General features: G+C 70.5%; 5 protein-coding genes. 1 reads left to right on the top strand and 4 read right to left on the bottom strand.

What is annotated here, in order from left to right:
* The first annotated feature begins 135 nt into the window (after nt 1-135).
* Complete coding sequence (locus OG453_RS37840; protein WP_266873058.1) at nt 136-1230, top strand: integrase core domain-containing protein; 1095 nt, start codon at nt 136-138, stop codon at nt 1228-1230.
* Nucleotides 1231-1297: 67 nt separating this feature from the next.
* Here the strand turns inward: OG453_RS37840 and OG453_RS37835 are convergent, their stop codons facing one another.
* From OG453_RS37835 to OG453_RS37820, 4 genes are read right to left on the bottom strand one after another with little or no spacing between them, the layout of a single operon-like run.
* Nucleotides 1298-4522 (bottom strand): hypothetical protein, encoded by a 3225-nt coding sequence (locus OG453_RS37835; protein WP_266873057.1) that lies wholly within the window; start codon nt 4520-4522, stop codon nt 1298-1300.
* On the bottom strand, nt 4519-11100 hold the full coding sequence (locus OG453_RS37830) for a neuraminidase-like domain-containing protein (protein WP_266873056.1): 6582 nt from the start codon (nt 11098-11100) through the stop codon (nt 4519-4521). The genes OG453_RS37835 and OG453_RS37830 overlap by 4 nt, the downstream gene beginning before the upstream one ends.
* 18 nt (nt 11101-11118) lie before the next feature.
* On the bottom strand, nt 11119-18456 hold the full coding sequence (locus tag OG453_RS37825; protein ID WP_266873055.1) for a SpvB/TcaC N-terminal domain-containing protein: 7338 nt from the start codon (nt 18454-18456) through the stop codon (nt 11119-11121).
* Complete coding sequence (locus OG453_RS37820; protein ID WP_266873054.1) at nt 18453-18656, bottom strand: hypothetical protein; 204 nt, start codon at nt 18654-18656, stop codon at nt 18453-18455. The genes OG453_RS37825 and OG453_RS37820 overlap by 4 nt, the downstream gene beginning before the upstream one ends.
* Between the last annotated feature and the right edge of the window lie 69 nt (nt 18657-18725).

The raw sequence follows: 18725 nt of genomic DNA, 5'->3' as shown, positions 1-18725 counted from the left end.
CCCGCACCGTTAAAGATCTCTAGACGCAACTGCCCCATGTCTCACTGCAACGCCCGCTCCGTAACACTGCGCCTGCCGAATATGCCATCCATGCAGCTCAGGAGCGTCTGCGACGGTGCGGCAGGATGAGCAATTGTGCTGCTGCGTCTTGTCTACTTGACCGTCACCAACCTGTTCGGCGCGCTGCGATTGCTGCCGGTGAGCGACCGCGACAAGGTCACGGAGATCCTCGCCCTGCGCCACCAGCTCACCGTCCTTGAGCGACAACTCGGCGCGGACCGGGTGAAGCTTGCTCCGGAAGACCGGGTGCTTCTTGCCGCTCTGCTGGTGCCATTGCCCCGCGAGGTCCTGCGCCGATTGCGCCTACTTATCCGGCCTGACACCGTGCTGCGCTGGCACCGCGACTTGATGAAGCGGCGCCACGCCCACACCTGCCGGCCGAAGAAGCCCGGACGACCGCCCACGGTCCACTCGATCCGCAGACTGGTCCTGCGCCTGGTCCGTGAGAATCCATCGTGGGGCTATCGCAGGGTGCACGGTGAACTCACCACGCTCGGCGTCAAGGTCGCCGCCTCCACCGTCTGGGAGATCCTCACCTCCGAGGGCATAGACCCCGCGCCCGACCGGGCCGCCACCACCTGGGCCGATTTCCTACGCTCGCAGGCCGACGCTCTCCTGGCCTGCGACTTCATCGAGACGGTGACTATGACAGGGCAGCGCCAGTACATCCTCGCGGTCATCGAGCACGTCACCCGCCGCATCCGGATCCTCGGCACCACAGCCCACCCCACCGCGGCCTGGGTCAGTCAAGCCGCCCGCAACCTGGCCATGGACCTGACGCACGCCAACGCCACCCACGCGTACTTGGTCCGGGACCGGGACGCGAAGTACCCCGCCCTCTTCGACGAAATCCTGAGCAACGCCGGCATCCAAGTCGTGCGCACCGGCGTCCGGATACCGCGCATGAACTCGATCATGGAACGCTGGGTCCAAACCTGCCGCCACGAACTCCTGGACCGCACCCTCATCTGGAACGAGCGCCACCTGCGCCACGCACTTCACCAGTTCGAACTGCACTACCACACCCACCGGCCCCACCAAGCGAAAGACCAGTCAGCACCCCTACGCGCCGTTTCCGCACCACTCCCCCACGCACAGATCACCCAGCTCGACGTACTCCGAAGAGACCGCCTCGGCGGAGTGCTGCACGAGTACCAACATGCCGCTTGAGCGGCGCGGATGGGGTTTTCGGCAGGCGCACTGTCCACGCCGGTGCCGACCGCGCCGCGTGAGCAGGTCACGCCTTTGCCCAAGTGAAGGCAAGCCATAGGTCCTTCATGGTGTTGCCGTCGAAGTAGAGGGTGAAGTCCCGGTCCTCGGGGGTGATCGGGGGCGGCAGCGGAACGTGGTTCAGTTCGCCGGTCCTGACTTCGGGGCCGAGGCGGACGGAGACCGGGTCTGGCTCGGCGCCGGCCGCCCTGCTCGCGAAGACCCGGAGAGGGCCGTCGGTGCGGGCCAGCAGGTGGACGCCCGTGATCCTGTCCAGGCGGCCCTTACTCCAGTACGGGTAGTGCTCGGCCCGCAACGGGAGCGCGAGGCGGGGGCGAGGGGCGTCGTCGTTGGTGAACCGGGCCCAGGCGCCGGGGAATTCTGCGGGGACTGAGAAAAGGCGGACCGACCCGGGGCCCGTTCCTTCGTTCAGGCGCTCTGCCAGGTGGTCGACCGCGCCCTGGCGCAGTGGGCGGCCACCCTCGCGCGCCGTGTACACCACGTGCAGCAGTACGTCGTCGAGGGTGAAGGGATCGAACTGCGGGATTTCGTGGGGCAGTTCCAGTTCCCAGTCGCCGATCACGCCGGAGCGCTCGAACTTCTTGAGGCGTTCGTCGTCCCGGGGGTCCTGCCCCGTGTCGCGTACGCCTTCGCACACGACGACGGCGTCCACCGCGCCGAAGTGCTCGGAGAAGCGTGTGTCGTCGTCGCGGCGGGCGTAGCCGCCGTCCAGGGAGGTGCTGGTGCGAATGGCGCTCCTGACCAGGGTCAGTTTGAGGTTGATGCCGGTGCCGTACGGCGTGGCTCCCGGGACGCTCACCGCGAAGGAGCTGGTGCGGCGGAAGAGCTGACCGGGCGCGTCCGCGTCGAAGTCCACCTCCCGCAGCGAAACGGAGCAACGGCCCGTCGCCCGCAGCCGCATCAGCGCCAGGGGATCGGTCTGGGCCAGGCTCAGGTGCTTGACCATCTGGTACTCGCGCTCGTTCAGGTCGTCGTAGGCCGTCTCCATGCGTTGGATGTCCAGGGCGAGACGGTCGGCGGCGAGCAGCTTCTCAGAGCCCGCAAGGTAGTCGGAGGTGAGGAACGAGACGGCCGGGTCGCCCAGTTCGTGCTGCAGCGCCCGCTCCGCCTTGCGTGCCACTTCGAGGGCGAGGTCGATGGCGCGCGTCAACAGGCCGCGGGTTTCGCGACGGTGGTAGGCGTGAACCGCCGTCGTGACCGCCTTGGCTCCGGTCTCCCCGGACAGGAACTGCTGGATCTCCCGGGCCTGGGACTTCTGCTTGATGTGGTGGGTCCACTCGCGGGCGGCAATGTACTCGCGCAGCTGCGCGGCCCGCAACTGCTTGAAGATCTGGGTGAGTTCACCGGCGGCGAGATTGCGGTTGAGGGCCCAGTCCTGCTGCCGCCTGTCGTAGCCGGCGAACTTCTCCTTGAGGCCCGCCCGGTACGAGAGGTGGGCGCCCTCCGCGCGGGACGCCGCCGCCGTGGTCGACAGCATGCGCGCGATGTACTCCCCGCCGAAGGCGAGGCCCGCGCCCACCCCGAAGGGTTTGACGTCGGTGGCGAACATGGGGATCAGGTTGATCAGCGAGGCGATGAGTTCCGCGTTCGCCGCCTCGGTCTGCTTCTCCTGGGCGGACTTCAGCACGGCCAGTTCGCCGTACTCGTACGTGGAGAGCTTGCGTTTGCCGGCGTCGGTGAACTCGGCCCCCTTCGCGATGTCGTAGGCGAGGTCGCCCTGTTCGACGTCCGGTTCGGTGGCGGAGAACTGCAGGGCGTCGAGGGAGTCGGTGACCAGCGCATCGGGGGTGGGCGGGAGCAGCTTATCGGGGGTGAGGCCCAGCAGGCTGCCGTAGTGGGCGAAGCGCTGAGCGACCAGTTCGAGGGATTTCTGCACGCTCTCGGTCGACTTCTTCGCCTCCTGGAGCTGTGCGTAGCGCACGCTCTCACCGAGTTCGAGCAAGGCGGTCTCGTGCTGTGCGTGCAGCGCCGCGAGCTTCTCGCCGTCGCCCTTCTCCATGGCCGCGAACAGCGCGCCGCTCAGCGCCCCGGCCTGCCGGCAGATTTCCGTGGCTTTCTGCGCGAGGAAGCGGAAGCGTACGAGGGGCAGCGGCTGGTCGGTTCCGGCGGCCACCGCGCCCACATCCACGCCGACCGCCGCCGCCCTCACCAGGACCGCGGGGTCGAGCGCCGGGGCGTTGGCGGGCAGCTGCCGGAAGGTGCCCTGTAGGTTCAGGCTGTTGCGGATGTTGAAGAGCCGGGCCGCCACGGTGTCCCAGTAGTCGAGCAGCTTCTCGTCGCGCGGTACCCCGAAGTAGAGGGCCGTGCCCAGGCTGGACAGCGCCCGGCTCTGGTCGGAGGCCGCCCCCGCGCCGGGTGGTGCGATCGCGGCGAACGGGATGTCGGTCTCCACCGAACGTAGTGCGTTCCCGAACTCGTCTAAACCGGAGCGGAGTTGGGCGTAGGTCTGCGGCTTCGCGGGGGCCTTGCGGGGCAGGGACTGCGGGCGGGGGCCGAGGAGGTTCGCGGCGAGGATGTAGTACTGGGTGGCTTCGTTGACCGACTCGCGGGTGTCCTGGCCGTAGAAGTAGTCGCCTGCCGCGATGTAGTTGTCGAGGACGGCGAAGACGGTGGCCATCATGTAGGCGGAGGGCCGCATGCGGGCGATGGCGTGCGGCTGGAGCGGGTTCTCCCGCCAGTTCGCGATCGCGCGCACGGTCTGCGCCCGCAGCTCCTTGTCCTCGCCGCTCGCCAGGTTGGTGAGGATCTTCTCGATGGACTGGACGTCGGTCTGCCTGAACTCGGCGTACTGCCAATAGCGTTGCGGCACCAGGGTGCCGTCGTCGCCGTCCGGGGCCGGGTCGAAAATGTACGAGAACCACTGCCGTGCCTCGTCGAACCGCTGGTTGCGGCTGAGGTGCAGGCCGAGGGCAAGCGGGAGGTGGAAGCCGAATTCCCTGTGGTAGCCGGCGTACGGTCCCGTGAAGTCCAGCTCGTGGACAGGATAGGGCTTGGTGACCACGGGCGTCGGCGCGTAGGCGGCGGCGAAGAACTCCTGGCGCAGGGGCGGTGTGGCGGTGTCCGCGGCCAGCGCGGCGTCCACACCGCCCTCGATGAGGCGGCGCAGCAGTTCACCCGCGTAGGGGTGGGTGTGCGAGGTGAACCGGTAGTGCAGGTCCGTGCGGTAGTGCACCTCTTCGTAGGCGAGGGCCTTGTTCCCGGTGACCTTCTTCCCGACGGGCTGCTCGCTCATGGCCGCCGGCCTCCTTCCGACTTGTTCAGGTGGGCGAGGGCCGGCGCGTTGAGGCCCGCGCCGCCGATGACCAGGAGGCCCCGGTCGGGGGCTGCGAACTGCTGGTCCGCGATGAGCCGCGGATCGCCGATCTCGATCGAGCTGCCGGGGGCGACCTGGCTGCCGACGCTGATCTCTATGCCGCTGCGTCCCGTGAGGGTGCCGGTCCGGCCGCTGAGAATCTTCAGGTCGAGGCCGCCGTCGTGCCCGACGAGGCGGTCGCCGAGCTGAAGGACCGTACCGGGGTTGATCAGCCAGTCGCGGCGGTCGGCGAGCTGGTGGCGGGCGTAGGGGCTGATCGGCGGGCGCGGGCCGATGTCCGGGAACTCCCTTGGGGCGGGGACGTACACCTTGACCGGCAGTTCGGTCAGGATTTTGGGCCACACCCGGTCCGGAAGCTGCACGGGTGGCAGCACCCACATCCGGTAGACGACGTACTCCGGTTCCGCCTCGACGAGGAAGGAGTGCGCGGCGTCGCTGTAGAAGAACGGGGCGACGGCGTGCCCCTGGAACAGGTCGTAGGGCTCGTACTGCGGCGGAATGTCGCTGTGTACGAGGCTGAACGCGCCGCCGGTGCCCAGGACTTGGGCGCTGAACGGTTCAGTGGCGTACTCCCGCTGTCCGCGGGTGAGGATGAGGTTGTTGGTCCTCGTCAGGGCTCCGCTGCCGGTCAGGGCGGTCGGTATGCCGTCCGGTGAGACGGTGTACACGGATGTCAGGGGCGCGTCCGCGTCCTCCCACAGACCCGGGGCGTACTTGTTGGTCAGCCGGAACGCCTTGCGGAGGGGAGCGCCGAGGTTGACCTTGATGGCATCGCGCCCTTCGGCCGTGTCGTGCGTGACGTATACCCGGACACGGGAGGTGGTCGCCGCGTCGAACGGGACCGTCACCTTCTCCGCTCCGCCGAATGCGCCGGTGCGGCGGGGCGCCCAGCGACCCTTGACCCTTTCGGTCCAGCTGAGTTGGGCCTGCACCCGGTTCTGCGCGACGCCGCCGGCCGTGTTCTTGGCGAGCGTCTCGAAGGAGTCGCCGCGTCCCTGAGCGGAGGGCTCCGCCGAGGGCAGGAAGGTGACCCAGAACAGGTGGAGCCGGCCCCGCCACATCGCCGCCACCACGTGGTCGCCGTCGATCTGGGTGTCGATCGGCCGCCAGGGTCCCCAGTCGCGGCTGGCCGGGCTGTACGTCCGGTGGAAGTACTCGTGCGGCGCGCTGGTGGTGCGGCCGACGATGTGCAGGACCTCGGCCGGCGGAACACCGGGCAGCACCTCGCGGCACAGGGACACGATGTCCAGCTTGGCGATCTTCTCGAGTCCCTGGAGATAGCCGGTGAAGACCTGCTCGACGAGGTCGTTGTCCACGTCGGCCTGCGTCAGCAGGCTCTCTGCCTGTTCGAAGAGGTGGGTCTTGTCGTCCCGCAGCTCGGGGGCGAGATAGCGCGGCGAGTGCAGGAAGATCTTCCGGGCGACCTCCCAGACCCGGTAGCGGCTCATCCACTTCCACCAGCGGCCGTTGACGGCCGTCGGCTCGACGGTGTCCTCCAGGTCCATGAGGCAGCGCTGGACGAAGAGTTGGACGGCCGCGGTGGCCGCGTGGATGCGGGAGCTGCGCACGACGGGCTGGACTCCGGGGTCCATCAGGAAGTGCTCGTAGATCTCCTCGTCGCTGGCGAACCCTTCGGTGTGCGTCAGATGCGCCACCAGGGCGTCCCGTTTGAGTGTGCGCAGCTCGTCGCTGATGGGCCGGGCCACGGCGCGCCAGCCTGCCGCGTTGAACCGGCCCCTGACGGTGTCGCGCAGGGCGCGTGCCGTCTCCTGGGCGCGTATCGGGTCGCCTTCGAGGACGCGCGCCCAGTCCGCGACGGCGGCGGGCGCGGCGCCGAGTTGTTCGGCCATCCGCAGCGAGGTCCACAGGCGTCGCAGGCCTTCGGGCCCGGCCAGTCCCGTGAGGGTGACCGCCGTCGCGTCCTGCGAGGTGTCGGTGAGGAGTCCGAGGTGGTCCGCTGCGGCGCGCGGTGCGTCGGGCGGGCGCCGCAGCAGTGCCCCGAGGCGTCCGCATACGTCATCCACGACCGATGCCCGGAACGCCGCGCGGTCGGCGCCCTGCGGCACCGAGCGCCGGGTCCGCTCCAGGGCAGTGACGAGGTCGTCGGGATCCGCTCCCCACTCCGTGCGCAGGGCTGCGTACCGGGTCAGGGCCAGGAAGGCGGGGAACAGGTCGCCGGGCGGGGCGGCGGCCGGGTCACCGAGCCGGGTGGGCAGCCGCCCGAGGTCGAGGCCCGCGAAGTCCTCGCGATGGGTCAGGGCGTGCCGCGTCTCGCGTACGGTGAGCGCGAGCCCGGTGGCGATCCGAACGGCCTTGGTGAGCAGGGTCCTGGCACGGTCCACCCGGTCGACACTGGCCGCCGGATACAGGCGCAGCCCGGTCAGCGGGCGGGCGGGCAGCCCGGCGCCCTCGATGAGCAGCCGGGTGTGCCCCGCCTCCAGATGATGTGCCTCGAAGGTAAAGGCGTATGGGACGCCCGCGCGCAGTTCGACGGTCCCCGCTCCGGGCAGCAGGTCGTCCGACAGCTGCGGCATGCGCAGGACGGCCGCCGCACCGGGACGCTGCGGGGAGACGCTGAAGACGTAGGCGCCGTCGGCCGGGACCTCGAGGCGGCCGGTGAACCGGGCGCTCTTGTAGGCCGCTTCGTCGATCCCGAAGGTGCCGGGCTCCGCAACGGTCCGCTCCCCCACAGCCGGACCCGTGGCGTCGGCGGACACGAAGGACACCTGGGTCACTCCCTGGTCGGCCGCCGCGGTGAAGGACTCGAGGAGCGGCTTGCCGTCGAGAGTGAGGAGCCGGGCGTCGCTCGCGAGGGCATCGGTGACGTCTCCGGGGAGGGCCGCGGCCAGTGAGTCCAGGACGAACCCCTCGACCAGCGCCCGCGTCTCGGCGGCGGGTGCCGGCGGGGCGGGGTGTTCGGACCGGATCCGGGCGATCCCCGTCGAGAGGGTCAGCAGGAGGGTGAGCAGCGCGCCGGGGTCGGGTCGGTACGGGCCCACCGGGTCGGCCCGGTGCCGGAGCAGATGGTCGAGTTCATCGGGGGTGAATCCGCTCGCGGCGGCTTCCCGTGCCCACCGTACGAACCGCAGCGTCGACGCCTCGATCGGGTCCACGGCGTCATCGGCGAGCGGGGCCGCCGACAGCCCGGCGAACGGCGAGAGCCCCGTCACCCGTCCCAGAGTGATCAGGTCCGGTACGGACAGGCCGAGGAGTTCGGCCAGCACCCGGTGGTGGTGCAGCTCCGTGACGACGGCCAGGGAGAGCGGCGCGGTGGCGGAGCTCCGGCCGCTCGCGGCGAGGATCTGCTCGATGTCCGAAGTGGACAGGCCGAGCGCCGCCCGCAGTCCGGGCAGATGCTCGCCGACGGTGGCACCCGGTGCCTGCAGCCAGCGGCCCGCAGGGTGATCGAACGTCACGTCCACCGCGCGGACACTGGAGTTGACGAACGCCTCCTCGTACGGAGACCGTTCCCCACCAGTGCCGAGGGGTGACCAGCAGGCGAGCAGGCGCACCCGGTCGCGCGGCCGGCCTCCGAGCAGTTCGTGGAGCTCGGTGAGGTGTCCGAGGCAGACCAGGGCGGTGCGCAGGCCCTGGGCGGTGTCCGCCGCACCTGACGGGGTGAAGTCACTGAGCACGAGGTCGAGGTCGCGCAGCGGGATGCCGAGCCGCCGGTGCAGCCGGAGCAGCAGGTTGAGCCGGTGCAGCTCGGCCGCGGCAGCCTGGGTGCGGTCCGCGTGCCTCACCTCGGTCCGCTCGAAGGAACAGCCGGGGTGGGGGTCAGCCAGGACGAGGACCCCGTGGAAGTCTCCTGCGGCCCACGCCGCCGCCAGCCAGGCGGCGGCGTCGAACGCCGGACGGGCCGCGGCGTGGCGGGCGGTCGCGTCGGCCAGCCGCTGCTCGAACTCCGCCTTCTCCCTCTGATCGAAGGCGACGTACCCGGCGTGACCGTGGTAGCGGAAGACATCGGTCAGCGAGATCCCTATGCGGTGCAGTGCCACCGCGATGCGGCCGCGCGCGCCGTCGGGGCCGTTCGCCCGGTACAGCGCCGGGTTGACGAACCGGGTGCGCAGCAGCTCGATCAACTCGCGGTAGGTGCAGCCGAGCCGGCGGGCGAGCGTCTTCGCCGAGACCAGCACGTCGGCGTCGGCCGCGCTCCCGTATCCGTACAGCGTGAACCAGTCGGCGTCCGGCGTGCGCAGCGCCGCATACGCGGCCGGTGAGAGACCGATCCGCTCGGCGAGCACGGCGGCCCTGCCATAGCTCTCTCCGGCGGCCGCGAACAGCGCCGGGTTGGTGCGCTGCGCGTCCGCCACATCGGCCAGGGACAGGTCGAAGTGGCCGAGGAAGCGGCGGACGGTCTCCGTCCACAGGTCGAAGGGGAGCGTGAGCGGGTACGTGGTGGCGGCGAGCTCGTCGTACACGGCGGGCATCACGTTCTGCGGCTCGGCCAGCAGATCCTCGGTGACGGCCTCCCCGCTGTCCGGGGGCGGCTCGTCCCTCCTCCTGCGGCTCTGCCGGGCGATGAAGGCCTCGGCGACCTCGTTGAACAGATCGGTCTGGGCATGGACCGTATTCGTGTTCTCACAGGTGAGCGGGGTGTGCTGGATGTCGGGGCGGCGGGCGGTGAGCGCGTCGAACGGTTTCGTGTAGGGATAGGCGCGGCCCTGGTGGGCTTGTGACCAGGCCGCGGTGTGACGCTGCCAGTCGGCGTCGCCGGGGTTGATCAGCTGGAGCAGGTCCACGAGGTAGGCGGCGGGGCCGAGCACGGACCGGCAGTGGTCGCACGCGCAGAAGTCGAAGGAGCCGAAGAGCTGCTCGAGCGCCGGATAGCGCCTGCTGATACGGGACTTGGCGGCTTCCTTGTCCTCGGCGGTGCCGGACAGCGCGGTCAGGGACGGCGCACTGTCCATGGTGCGCAATGCAGTCACCACTTCGGCGGTGACCGCGGTGATCTGCTCGGCCCGACGGTGCACCTGCTCGGCGACGACCGGGCCGCCGAGGCGCTCCGCGTGGCGGGTGACGAAGACGGCGCGGTCGGTCGCGGCCACGTCCTGGGCGGAGCCGTAGCCCGCCTCCGCGAGGGCGGGCAGGCCGTCGTGGGACACCTGGTCGAGCCGGTGCAGGGTCTTCACGCCCTCCAGCGCCGCGCTGGTGGGGCGGCCCAGATCCTGGCGGTGGTCGGCCACGAAGGTGTCGAACGGGGTCTCCCCGAAGCGGTAGCCGAGCGGCAGCGCCCGGTCGAGGAAGTCCAGGACGGGGAGCTTGAGTTCACCGTGCGGCCGCCCCAGCCGTATCTCGTCTGCGCGCACCATCGCCCGTACGACGTGGGAGGGAAACTCGGACCGGATCCGGGCCGCGAGGTCACCGGTGTACGCGGTGAGGCGGTCGACGAGGCTGTCCGCCGCGAAGGCGTCGGGAACGAGCGCGGCGAGCCGGTTCTTGTCACCGCCGGCCAGCTCGTTCAGCCGGTCGAACCACACACCTGGCTTGTAGTACCCGGCGTCGACGAGGCGCGGCATGTCGGCGGTCTGGTCGATCACACCCATCACCGACTCGACGAGCGGCGCGTTGTTCCGGGTCAGGTGCGCAAGCCGGCCCTGCAGCTGGAGCCGCTGCACACCGCGGTCGGTGACCCCCGCGCGCCGGGCCGCGTCCCACAGCTCGTCCGCGCCGCCGGTGTGCTGCGTCCACGCGCGGAAGAAGGCGTCCTGGTCGGCCTCTGACACTCCGGCCGTGCGCAGGAGTTCGCCGTACGTCGACGGGGTCCCCGGCGTCCTCAGGTCCCGGCGGGCCCGCTCGGCGAACTCCTGGAACGCGCCCACCGTCCGGGCTGTCTCCCGGGACACGACGCCCTCGGCGACGGCCTTCGCGACGGCGTCGCGCACGGTGCCGGGGCTCACGAGCGCGAGCTGCTCCCGGTCGCTCGGCAGACCAATGCGCAGCAGCGCGTAGAGGAGCTCGCGGGGCAGTGCGGTGCGTTCGTCGGCGTGCAGTTGCTCGGTGCGGGCGGCGAGGGCGAGCACACGGGCGTCCCACCCGGTGGCCCGGTGCAGATACCGCAGATCCTGCTGGTCCTCCTCCTCGCGAACCCCGGCGAGCCGTGCGGGGTCGCCGAGGTGTTCGGTGAGGTCGGTGAGGAGGCGGGTGTACTCGGGGGCGGTTGCCTGAAGGGCGGCGGGGGCGACGAGGTCGAGGACTTCTCGCTGGGCGGCGTCGAACTTGGTCTGGGACAGCGAGACTTCGCGGTCACGCGCGTCGTCGAGGGCACGCACCTCAATGTTGACGGCGGCGCCGACGGCGGCCTCGTACGTGAAGGTGTAGAACCCCTGGGAGTCGGTGCGGACTTCGGCGAGCAGCGTGGTGGCGTCGGCGAAGCCGTGGCTATAGAGCCGGAGGGCCAGACCGGCTGCGGGCGGGCCCGAGTCGACGCGGATGCGGCCTTCGACGGTGCGGGTCGCGGCGCGGGCCGTGGCGCGAGAGGAGTCACTGACAGTCATGGATGTTCACACCGCCGTTCACTTCCCTGAAGGATCTGAAGAAGAGTTGCGACCTGCCCAATTCTGGTAAACCTCGGGCCAGTTCACTCCATCGAACCGAGTGCCCCTGAAGTACTCGACCGGGTCACCTCCCATGTGCGGGGGCTTGTGTGCTCCCTTACCGATCCCTAGAAGGTGGAGCGCTGAACCAAGCGCGTATACAAGTTCAGCATCACCGGTGTCGTAGTAGCTCTCCCAGTGATGAGGGGTACTGGCGGTGGCACCCAGAACGAGTCCCCCGACACCGAGCCCAAATTTCCCCGCCGCCAACAAATCCCTGCCCAGACCGCGTACCACCGGGCCCACGCCCGGAGAGACACGACCACCCGTTGGGGCATTCTCAGCTGGAGGACCACCGCCGACCGGTGGTGCAACCTCGACGACAGGGGCCACCACAGGACCAGCGGGCGGTGTGCCAGCAGGGGCGGCCACCCCCTCAGCGACGGGAGTCGCCTTCAGCGGTCCCAGCGTCGTCTTCTTGCCATCCGGACCGACTCTGCGCACGGTGGGCGGCACCGCCTTCACCGGTGTGTCGAACTTTTCCGGGAATTTCTTACGTACGACATTCGCGAACTCGTCATTGACATTCGCGTGGGTCAGATCGAACAGGTCGTTCTGCACTACCGTGCCGGCTTTCACGCTGATTTCCGGCGCGCTTCTCGTGACCGTCTGCTCGCCGCCCAACCGAATGAGTGGATGGTTCACCTTTTGAGCTTCCGTGTAGGGCGATGAAGAATAGATCTTCGCCTCGATCTGAAGGGTCCCTCCCTTTCCGATCACCAGATCGTGACGTCCGGGCTTGCCGCCCTTCACTATGTAGTCAACCTCGCGGGCGTACGGAATGTTGTGTTTGTCCAGGAAGTCGGTGGCGAGGTTTACCACGTCAACTTCCGCGATCTTGGACGCGGATCCGTCCGGGTCGAAACGCGTGACGGGCGACTGACGGCAGAAGCCGTACAGCTGAGGACCATCCCCCGCGATCCCTGATGGGTCGGTGCTCGTCCACCGCGCCAGCCAGGGAGCGTAATAGCGCGCCCCGTACCAGCTGAGCCGACTCTCCTCGTCCCGCTCCTTACCCGTAAATCCGTACCGCTTCGGCGGATCCGTCCGGCTGCGGCTCGCCCGATGAGCCGTCGTCCCGTACGGGTGGTACTCCTCGTACGAGATCACCTGACCCGCCGCACCCAACTCCAGGGCCGCGGAGTCGAGATGGTCACCGAACTGGTACCGGACTAACAGCTCCGGCGACCCGTCGTCCCCCTCCGTCCGGCTGTCCACCAGCGCGATGCGCCGCGTGTCGTCCATGACGTGGAGGGTTTCGCGGCGCAGGTTCACGGTGGTGCCGTCGGTGTCGTACGCGCGATAGAGCTCGACCCCGCCCAAGTAGACCCGATCCCGCATCCGCTTGCCCGACGGCCCGTCCGTCACCTTGCGGACGCGCGCGCCAGCGCCGTCGTACACGTAGTACGTGACCGCCGCGGACTGCGCCGGTACCGTCGTCGCCATGGAGCGCAGTTGGTCGCGGTGGTCCCAGGTCATCAGGGACAGGTGCGGCATCGCCGTCATGTTGCCGTGGGCGTCGTGCGCGTACGGCTCCGTGGTGGGTGTGCCCGCGAAGCCCGTCCAGGAGAGGCGGTTGCTGTGCTGGGCGGCGTCCAGAGCGCTGCGTTCCTCGTAGCCGAAGCGGCGGGTCCAGCCGGGGTGGGCGGGGTCCGTGCCGGTGTGGGTCAGGAGGTCGAGGTTCCCCGCGAGGTCGTAGGCGTACGACTCGTGGTAGCGGCCCAGTGCGTCGCGGTCGCCGGGGTGGTCGACGACGGGTGCGTGGACCCCCGCGGCGAGCAGGCCGAGGTGTTCGCGGCCGGTGGCTTCGGTGAGGCGGTACAGCGCGTCGTAGGTGAAGTCCGCCGCGGGCTCGACGCGCACGTTGCGGAAGAACACCGTCTGCTGGGCGTCGTCCTGGATGGCGGTGATGTTGCCCGCCGGGTCGTAGGTGTAGCCGAGGTCCTGGTAGGCCGTACCTCCGCGCACCGTGTGCAGGCGGCGGAGGCGGAAGGTGCGGGGGTCGTAGGTGTAGTCCGTGGACGCCCCGTTGCCGTAGGCGATCAGTGTGCGCTGGCCCTTGGCGTTGTAGTCGATGTCCGAGATGAAAAGCGACGCCGGTGCGCCGCGGACCGACACGGACACGCTTTCCAGGAGACCCGCCTCGTTGTAGGCGGGGACGGTCGTGCTTCCGTCGGGCGTGGTGAGGGAGGCAGGGCGATTCAGGGCGTCGTACACCGTGGTGGCCGGCGCGAACTCCGGTTCCAGGGGCGGGCTCGCGGACCAGTCCACGGTGGCGCGATATTCGGCGGCGAGCGCGCGGCGGCTCTCCAGGAGGTTGCCCTTGAAGTCGTAGCGGGTGTGGGTGACGCGGCCTGCCTGGTCGTACGTCCGCCAGGGCTTGCCGCGCAGGTTCAGGGCCGCGCCCTGGCTCTCCCCGTACAGCGTGCGGTCGGTGAGTGTCTCCGGGGCGGACGCGTTCCGCAGCCAGGTCTCGGCGGGCCGCCGCGCCGCGTCGTGCACCGTGCGCACCTGGTGGCCCCGACTGTCCCAGCCGTACAGCGGTCCGCCCGCGGTGTCGGGCAACAGCCAACGGCCGCCCGCCTCCATACTCACCGTGCGAATGCAGCGGCCGAGGAGGTCGTAGGCGCCGACCATGACCAACCGGCCGCGGGCGTCCTGCACTTCGCGCACATTGCCCTCAATGTCGAGGCGGCGGCGTTCGATGTGCGCGGTGTTCTTCGCGGACCGGGTGACGGTGCGGAAGGCACGGCCCAGCGCGTCGAGGTCCACGCGCGTGGGAGTGCTGTCGTGGGCCGCCGCCTTCGTAGCGGCGGACTGTTCACGGGCGCCGAGGGCTCCGCCCGACCGCTGGACGTACCAGGTCGGCAGGATGTCCTCGCGCGGGATCCGGGCGATGAGTGCGCCCACGTCGGGGTCGAAGCGCGGGTCCACGCGCAGCACCGTGTCGTTGACGTCCCAGGTCGTCTGCTGCCAGGCGTCGAAGACGGCCTTTTCGTAGGTGTGGTCGGGGTGGACGGTCGCGGCGACCCGCTGGAGCGGGTCGTACAGGAGGGTCGTGGCGACGCCGACCCGCTGGTCGAACTCGAAGGCGGGCGTGGGGGTGAAGTCGGGTTCGTGGCGGCGGACGGTGCTGCCCTTGTTGTTGAACACGGCCCAGCCGGAGCGCACCCACCGCGGGGCGCCCGCCGCGTCCGATTCCGCCGTGGCCTTGGTCTGGATCTCGCGTCCGAAACCGTCGCTGTAGACGAGCCGGTGCTGGACCCGGGTGGTCTCACCGGGGCCCAGGTCGGCGGCGTGCGTCTCCCGGGTGAGGGTCGCCACCACGGGCGGGTCGGGGTGTGCCGCTTCGCGCGTGCGCGCGTAGGCGAACAGGTCGTAGACGAGGCGGGTGGTGGCGCGTCCGAGCAGGGTGTGCGGGGCGGTGAGCGGGTCGCTCAGGTAGTCGGCCGTCTGCTGCTCGCTCAGGTCGGCCGTGAGGCCGGACGTCGAGTCGCCGAGGGTCTCCGTCGCCTTGCCCATGACCGCGGTGGCGGTGACAAGGCCGAGGGTGTCGAACAGGACCTGGGTGCGGTTCCCGTTCGCGTCGGTCACCAGGCGCGGCTGCAGCACCCGGTGGTCGTGCTCGGCCGTGACGACGTTGCCCACCGGGTCCTGGGTGCGGCGCACGAGCAGGATGTCGTCGTCGTACGTGATGAGGCTGTCGTGGCCGAAGGGGTCGCGGTGGCGGACCGGGAGGAAGAAGTGCCGCTGCGCCGAGGCGAGTTCGGCGGCCGGGGCGTCCGCGGGGTCGTGGGAGTAGTGCATCCTCCCGGACGGCAGCCACCACTCGTCCGCGTCGTGTGTGTAGCCGCCCTCGGTGCCGAGCATCGTGGCCCGCGCGGCGGCCGGCAGCAGGTCCTCGCCGTCGCGCCGGTACTCCTGGGCGATCAGTCCCGGCGTGAGAGCCAGCTTCGCCGTTTCGTAGGGCAGCGCGCGCCTTCCCAACTGACCGAGGGGCAGCGACCCTTGGACATCGTCGAGATCCTCGCGCCTGAAGAGCGTGCGGACGTGCTCGATGCGGCGCCGCCTGGCCGCTCCGACGGGCACACCGGTGCCCCGCTCGTTCTCGTACGGGACGTCGGGTGCGGCGGCGGCTTCGGCCGCCCTGGCCTCGACCGTCTCGAAGCTCAGTAGTCCGCTGCCCTGCACCGCTCCGAGGAGTTCGAAGGTGTGGGCGTCGCACGGCAGCGGCGCGCGGTAGGCGTCCGGTTCCTCGACGGGGAGGGTGTGCCGGGTCTCCGTGTACGTGACGTGGCTGCGGCGCTGTCGGGCGCGATCCTCCTCGGGCAGCGAGACGTCGACGCCGCGGCGTCCGTAGGCGATGGCGGCCGCTGCCAGCACGTTGCCGTACGCGTCGGTCTCCAGGGTCAGCGAGTGGCTCACCCGTGGGTCGGGCCTGCGCTCGTAGTGGAAGTCGACTGTCTCGCGCGCGTGGACGGCCATGACCGCGTGGCGGTATCCGGCGGTGCGCGGCTGCAGGGGCTCGATGGTGTAGTTGCGTTCGGAGACGGTGTAGGGGACGTCCGGTGTGGCGTCCAGGCCGTAGACCTCCTGGCGCAGGATCGAGCCCTTGAGTGCGCGGCACGCCTCCCGCTCGTCCGCGGTCCCTCGCACCGATGCAGGCAGCACCGTGTCGGGCAGCAGCAAGTCGCCGGCCGTGGGTCCCGGTTCGCGGTAGTACTCGTCCTCGTACGCCCGCGAGATCCGGCCGCCCTCCGTGTAGGCGCCGGTGTGGTACCAGGTCCGGGTCAGGGCGGGCGGGACATGCGAAGCCTTGTCGACATTCGCGGGTGGTACGGGGCCGGTGCCGCGCAGCACCTCGTACTCCTCGGTGTCCAGCTGGTCCACGCGGCCGAACCCGCGGAACTCGCGGTCCTCGTAGTGGCCGTGGCGGTAGGAGTAGCGGGTCGTGAACAGGTTGCCGCTGATGCGGTCCCTGGTCCGCACGGCGGCGACGACGTGGACGGGGAACGGCAGCCGGGTGGCCCAAGGCTGCCCCTTCATCCGGTCGGCGAGGGCGTAGGCGGTCGACGGGGCGTAGGTGATGACGGTCTCCGCGCCGAGGTTGTTGCGGATCTCCGTCAGCAGGCGGGGCTTGATGCCGCCCATGAGGTCGACGTAGCGGACCGGGGTGCGGGCATCCCCGGGCAGGGGGGAGGTCAGCACCAGGCATGCGGTTCCGTTGCCGAGCAGATCGGTGACGGTGACGTCGGCGGCGCCGGTGCCGCGCGGCAGGGCATGCAACACCCGGGGCGGGTCCCAGCGGTTGCCCGACCGGTTGAGCCAGAGGCGGACGGTGTCGCGGCCGAGGTAGCACACGTCCGCACAGCCGTTGCCGTCGCTGTCCAGGAACCGGATCCGGCGGGGGTCGAACAGCTCCGCGCGGTCGAACCAGGGGGCGGCGTCCATCGTGACCTTCGCGCCGAAACGGCCGCCGACGTTCGGCCAGTAGCAGATCTCCCCGTTGCGGACGCGGACCAGCGCAGCCAGACCGTCCCCGCACATGTCGGCCGTGAAGACCGACTGGGTGCCGTCGTCGAACAGCAACCGCGGTCCGGTGTCCTCGTCCCGGGCCTGCGGCATCCGGCGCGCGGGCCCGAACCCCGCTGCACCGAGGGAGGGGTAGTACGTGAGCGCGTGTTCCGCCGTCAGCACGGCGTCCGCACGGCCGTCGCCCGTGACGTCGAGCAGCCGCAGTTGGGGGTCGTCCCAGTTGAGGTCCGGCAGGTTGGTGAAGGGGGTGAAGCGCGACCAGCCGTCCACGCGCGTACGCGCGTGGGAGCCGGCGACGGGGCGGGTGAAGTCGACGAGATGGAGGCGCCCTTCGCCCGTCAGATCGGCGAGCCGGCCGACCCGGCCGGTGGTGGGGCGAGTGGGTACGGGCACGGCGGGACCGAGGCGCGCGGTGCCGTCGCCGGTCAGCGGTCCGAGGTTCGGCTTGTACAGCCAGCCGTCCGGTACGTCGATCCAGGCACCGGCGAGGCCGTCGCCGTACAGGTCTGCCCACTGGGTGGCACCGATGGGCAGATGCGTGGCGCTGTCCGGGTCCAGGGTGCGTAGCTCCTCGCTCAACTCGGCTTCGCTGTACGCGAGTTCCAGCGGCGGCAGCGACTTCTTGCGGTAGCCGACGGCCTGCCGGGTATATCCGCTGACGACGACCGAGGAGAGCAGCGAGCCACGCGGCTCGCCCCGGGCCGGGTCGCCCCGGTAGCCGAAGTCGGTGGAGCGGACCAGGCAGTTCCGCCCGACGGCCGGGTCGTCGGGGAAGTGGTGGAACATCAGGACACGCCGGCACAGACGGTAGCTGCGGACCTCGAATCCCGCGCGGTACGTCGAGAAGGGGTCGTGGCGGCAGGTCCAGGTGCGGCCCGGCGCCGCGCTCGGCGCGGGGACATCGGCGTCGTGTTCGCCGTAGTCGAAGACGGCCTCGAACATCCAGTCCGTGCGGTCCCGCAGCCGCTCCCCCGCGGCGTAGGGGGTGCGATTGCCGTACAGGACCCGCTTGATGTGCCGCTGCGTGCCGCGCGCCCGGTGGCCGCGCTCATGGGTCTGGCCCAGGTCCACGTCCGCGTCGTCGTCCGCCACGTACCGGTACAGGACGGCGTTGCCCTTGTCGTCCCGGCTCTCGCAGACGAGCCAGGAGAAGATCCGGCGGGCGTCGGCGGGGTCGACGACGCGGCTCTCCGGGCTCGCGCCGTACAGGGTGGTGACGTTGTCGCGGTCCAGGGTGCGCCAGTGGGCGATGCCGCTCACGCGGTCCGTCCACCGTTCGATGCGGGTGTAGGCCGCCTCGATCCGCGGCCGGTAGCGTTCGACGCGCCACGCGCCGCGGTCCTGCGCCGGATGCGCCCATGCGTCGCCCGCCTGCCGGAGTTCGGGCACGAGTTCCTCGCCGAGGAAGAGGAAGTCGTCGGATTCTGGGTGGACATCCTGGTAGCGGGGCAGCCCGCGGTCGGTCCTGCGAGTGACGGCGGCGAGGGGCAGCGCCCACCCCTGACCCCAATCCCCTTGCCCAGAGCCGGAGTTGTAGGTGAGCGCGAGCCGGGGACTCGCCCCGGACCTGCCGGGGCTGAGGGCGAGGGGAACGGTCAGGGAGCCGGTGCCGGTGGCCGGTGCGGCGGTGAACTTCTCGTCGATGCCGCGGATCGCGCCGCCCCCGTGAGGGAGCGAGATCGCGGGCGGCGCGACGGATCCGGTGCGCTCGGCCGCGCTCATGGCAGCACCCGTAGCAGGGCCTGCACGTCGGAATACGAGAAGCCGGCCAGCGGGCCGATTGCCCCGGTTCCACTCACCGGATGGGCAGCGAACTTCTCGCCCGCCCCGCGCAATTCACCGCCGCCCCGGGGAAGGCTGATCGTCGGCGTGACGACGCCTCGACCGCCCTCCCGGCCGTCTGCCGTGCGGTCCTCGGCCATACGTCCCTCGCGTCTCGTGCCCGGTGCCGGTGGTGCCCTGGTCGTCGTCACAACGGTGCGGCGACGGCG

Origin of the sequence: Streptomyces sp. NBC_01381, assembly GCF_026340305.1 — a bacterium.
GTDB lineage: Bacteria > Actinomycetota > Actinomycetes > Streptomycetales > Streptomycetaceae > Streptomyces.
The sequence above is the reverse complement of the archived record's forward strand: the minus strand, read 5'-3'. Positions and strand labels throughout refer to the sequence as shown.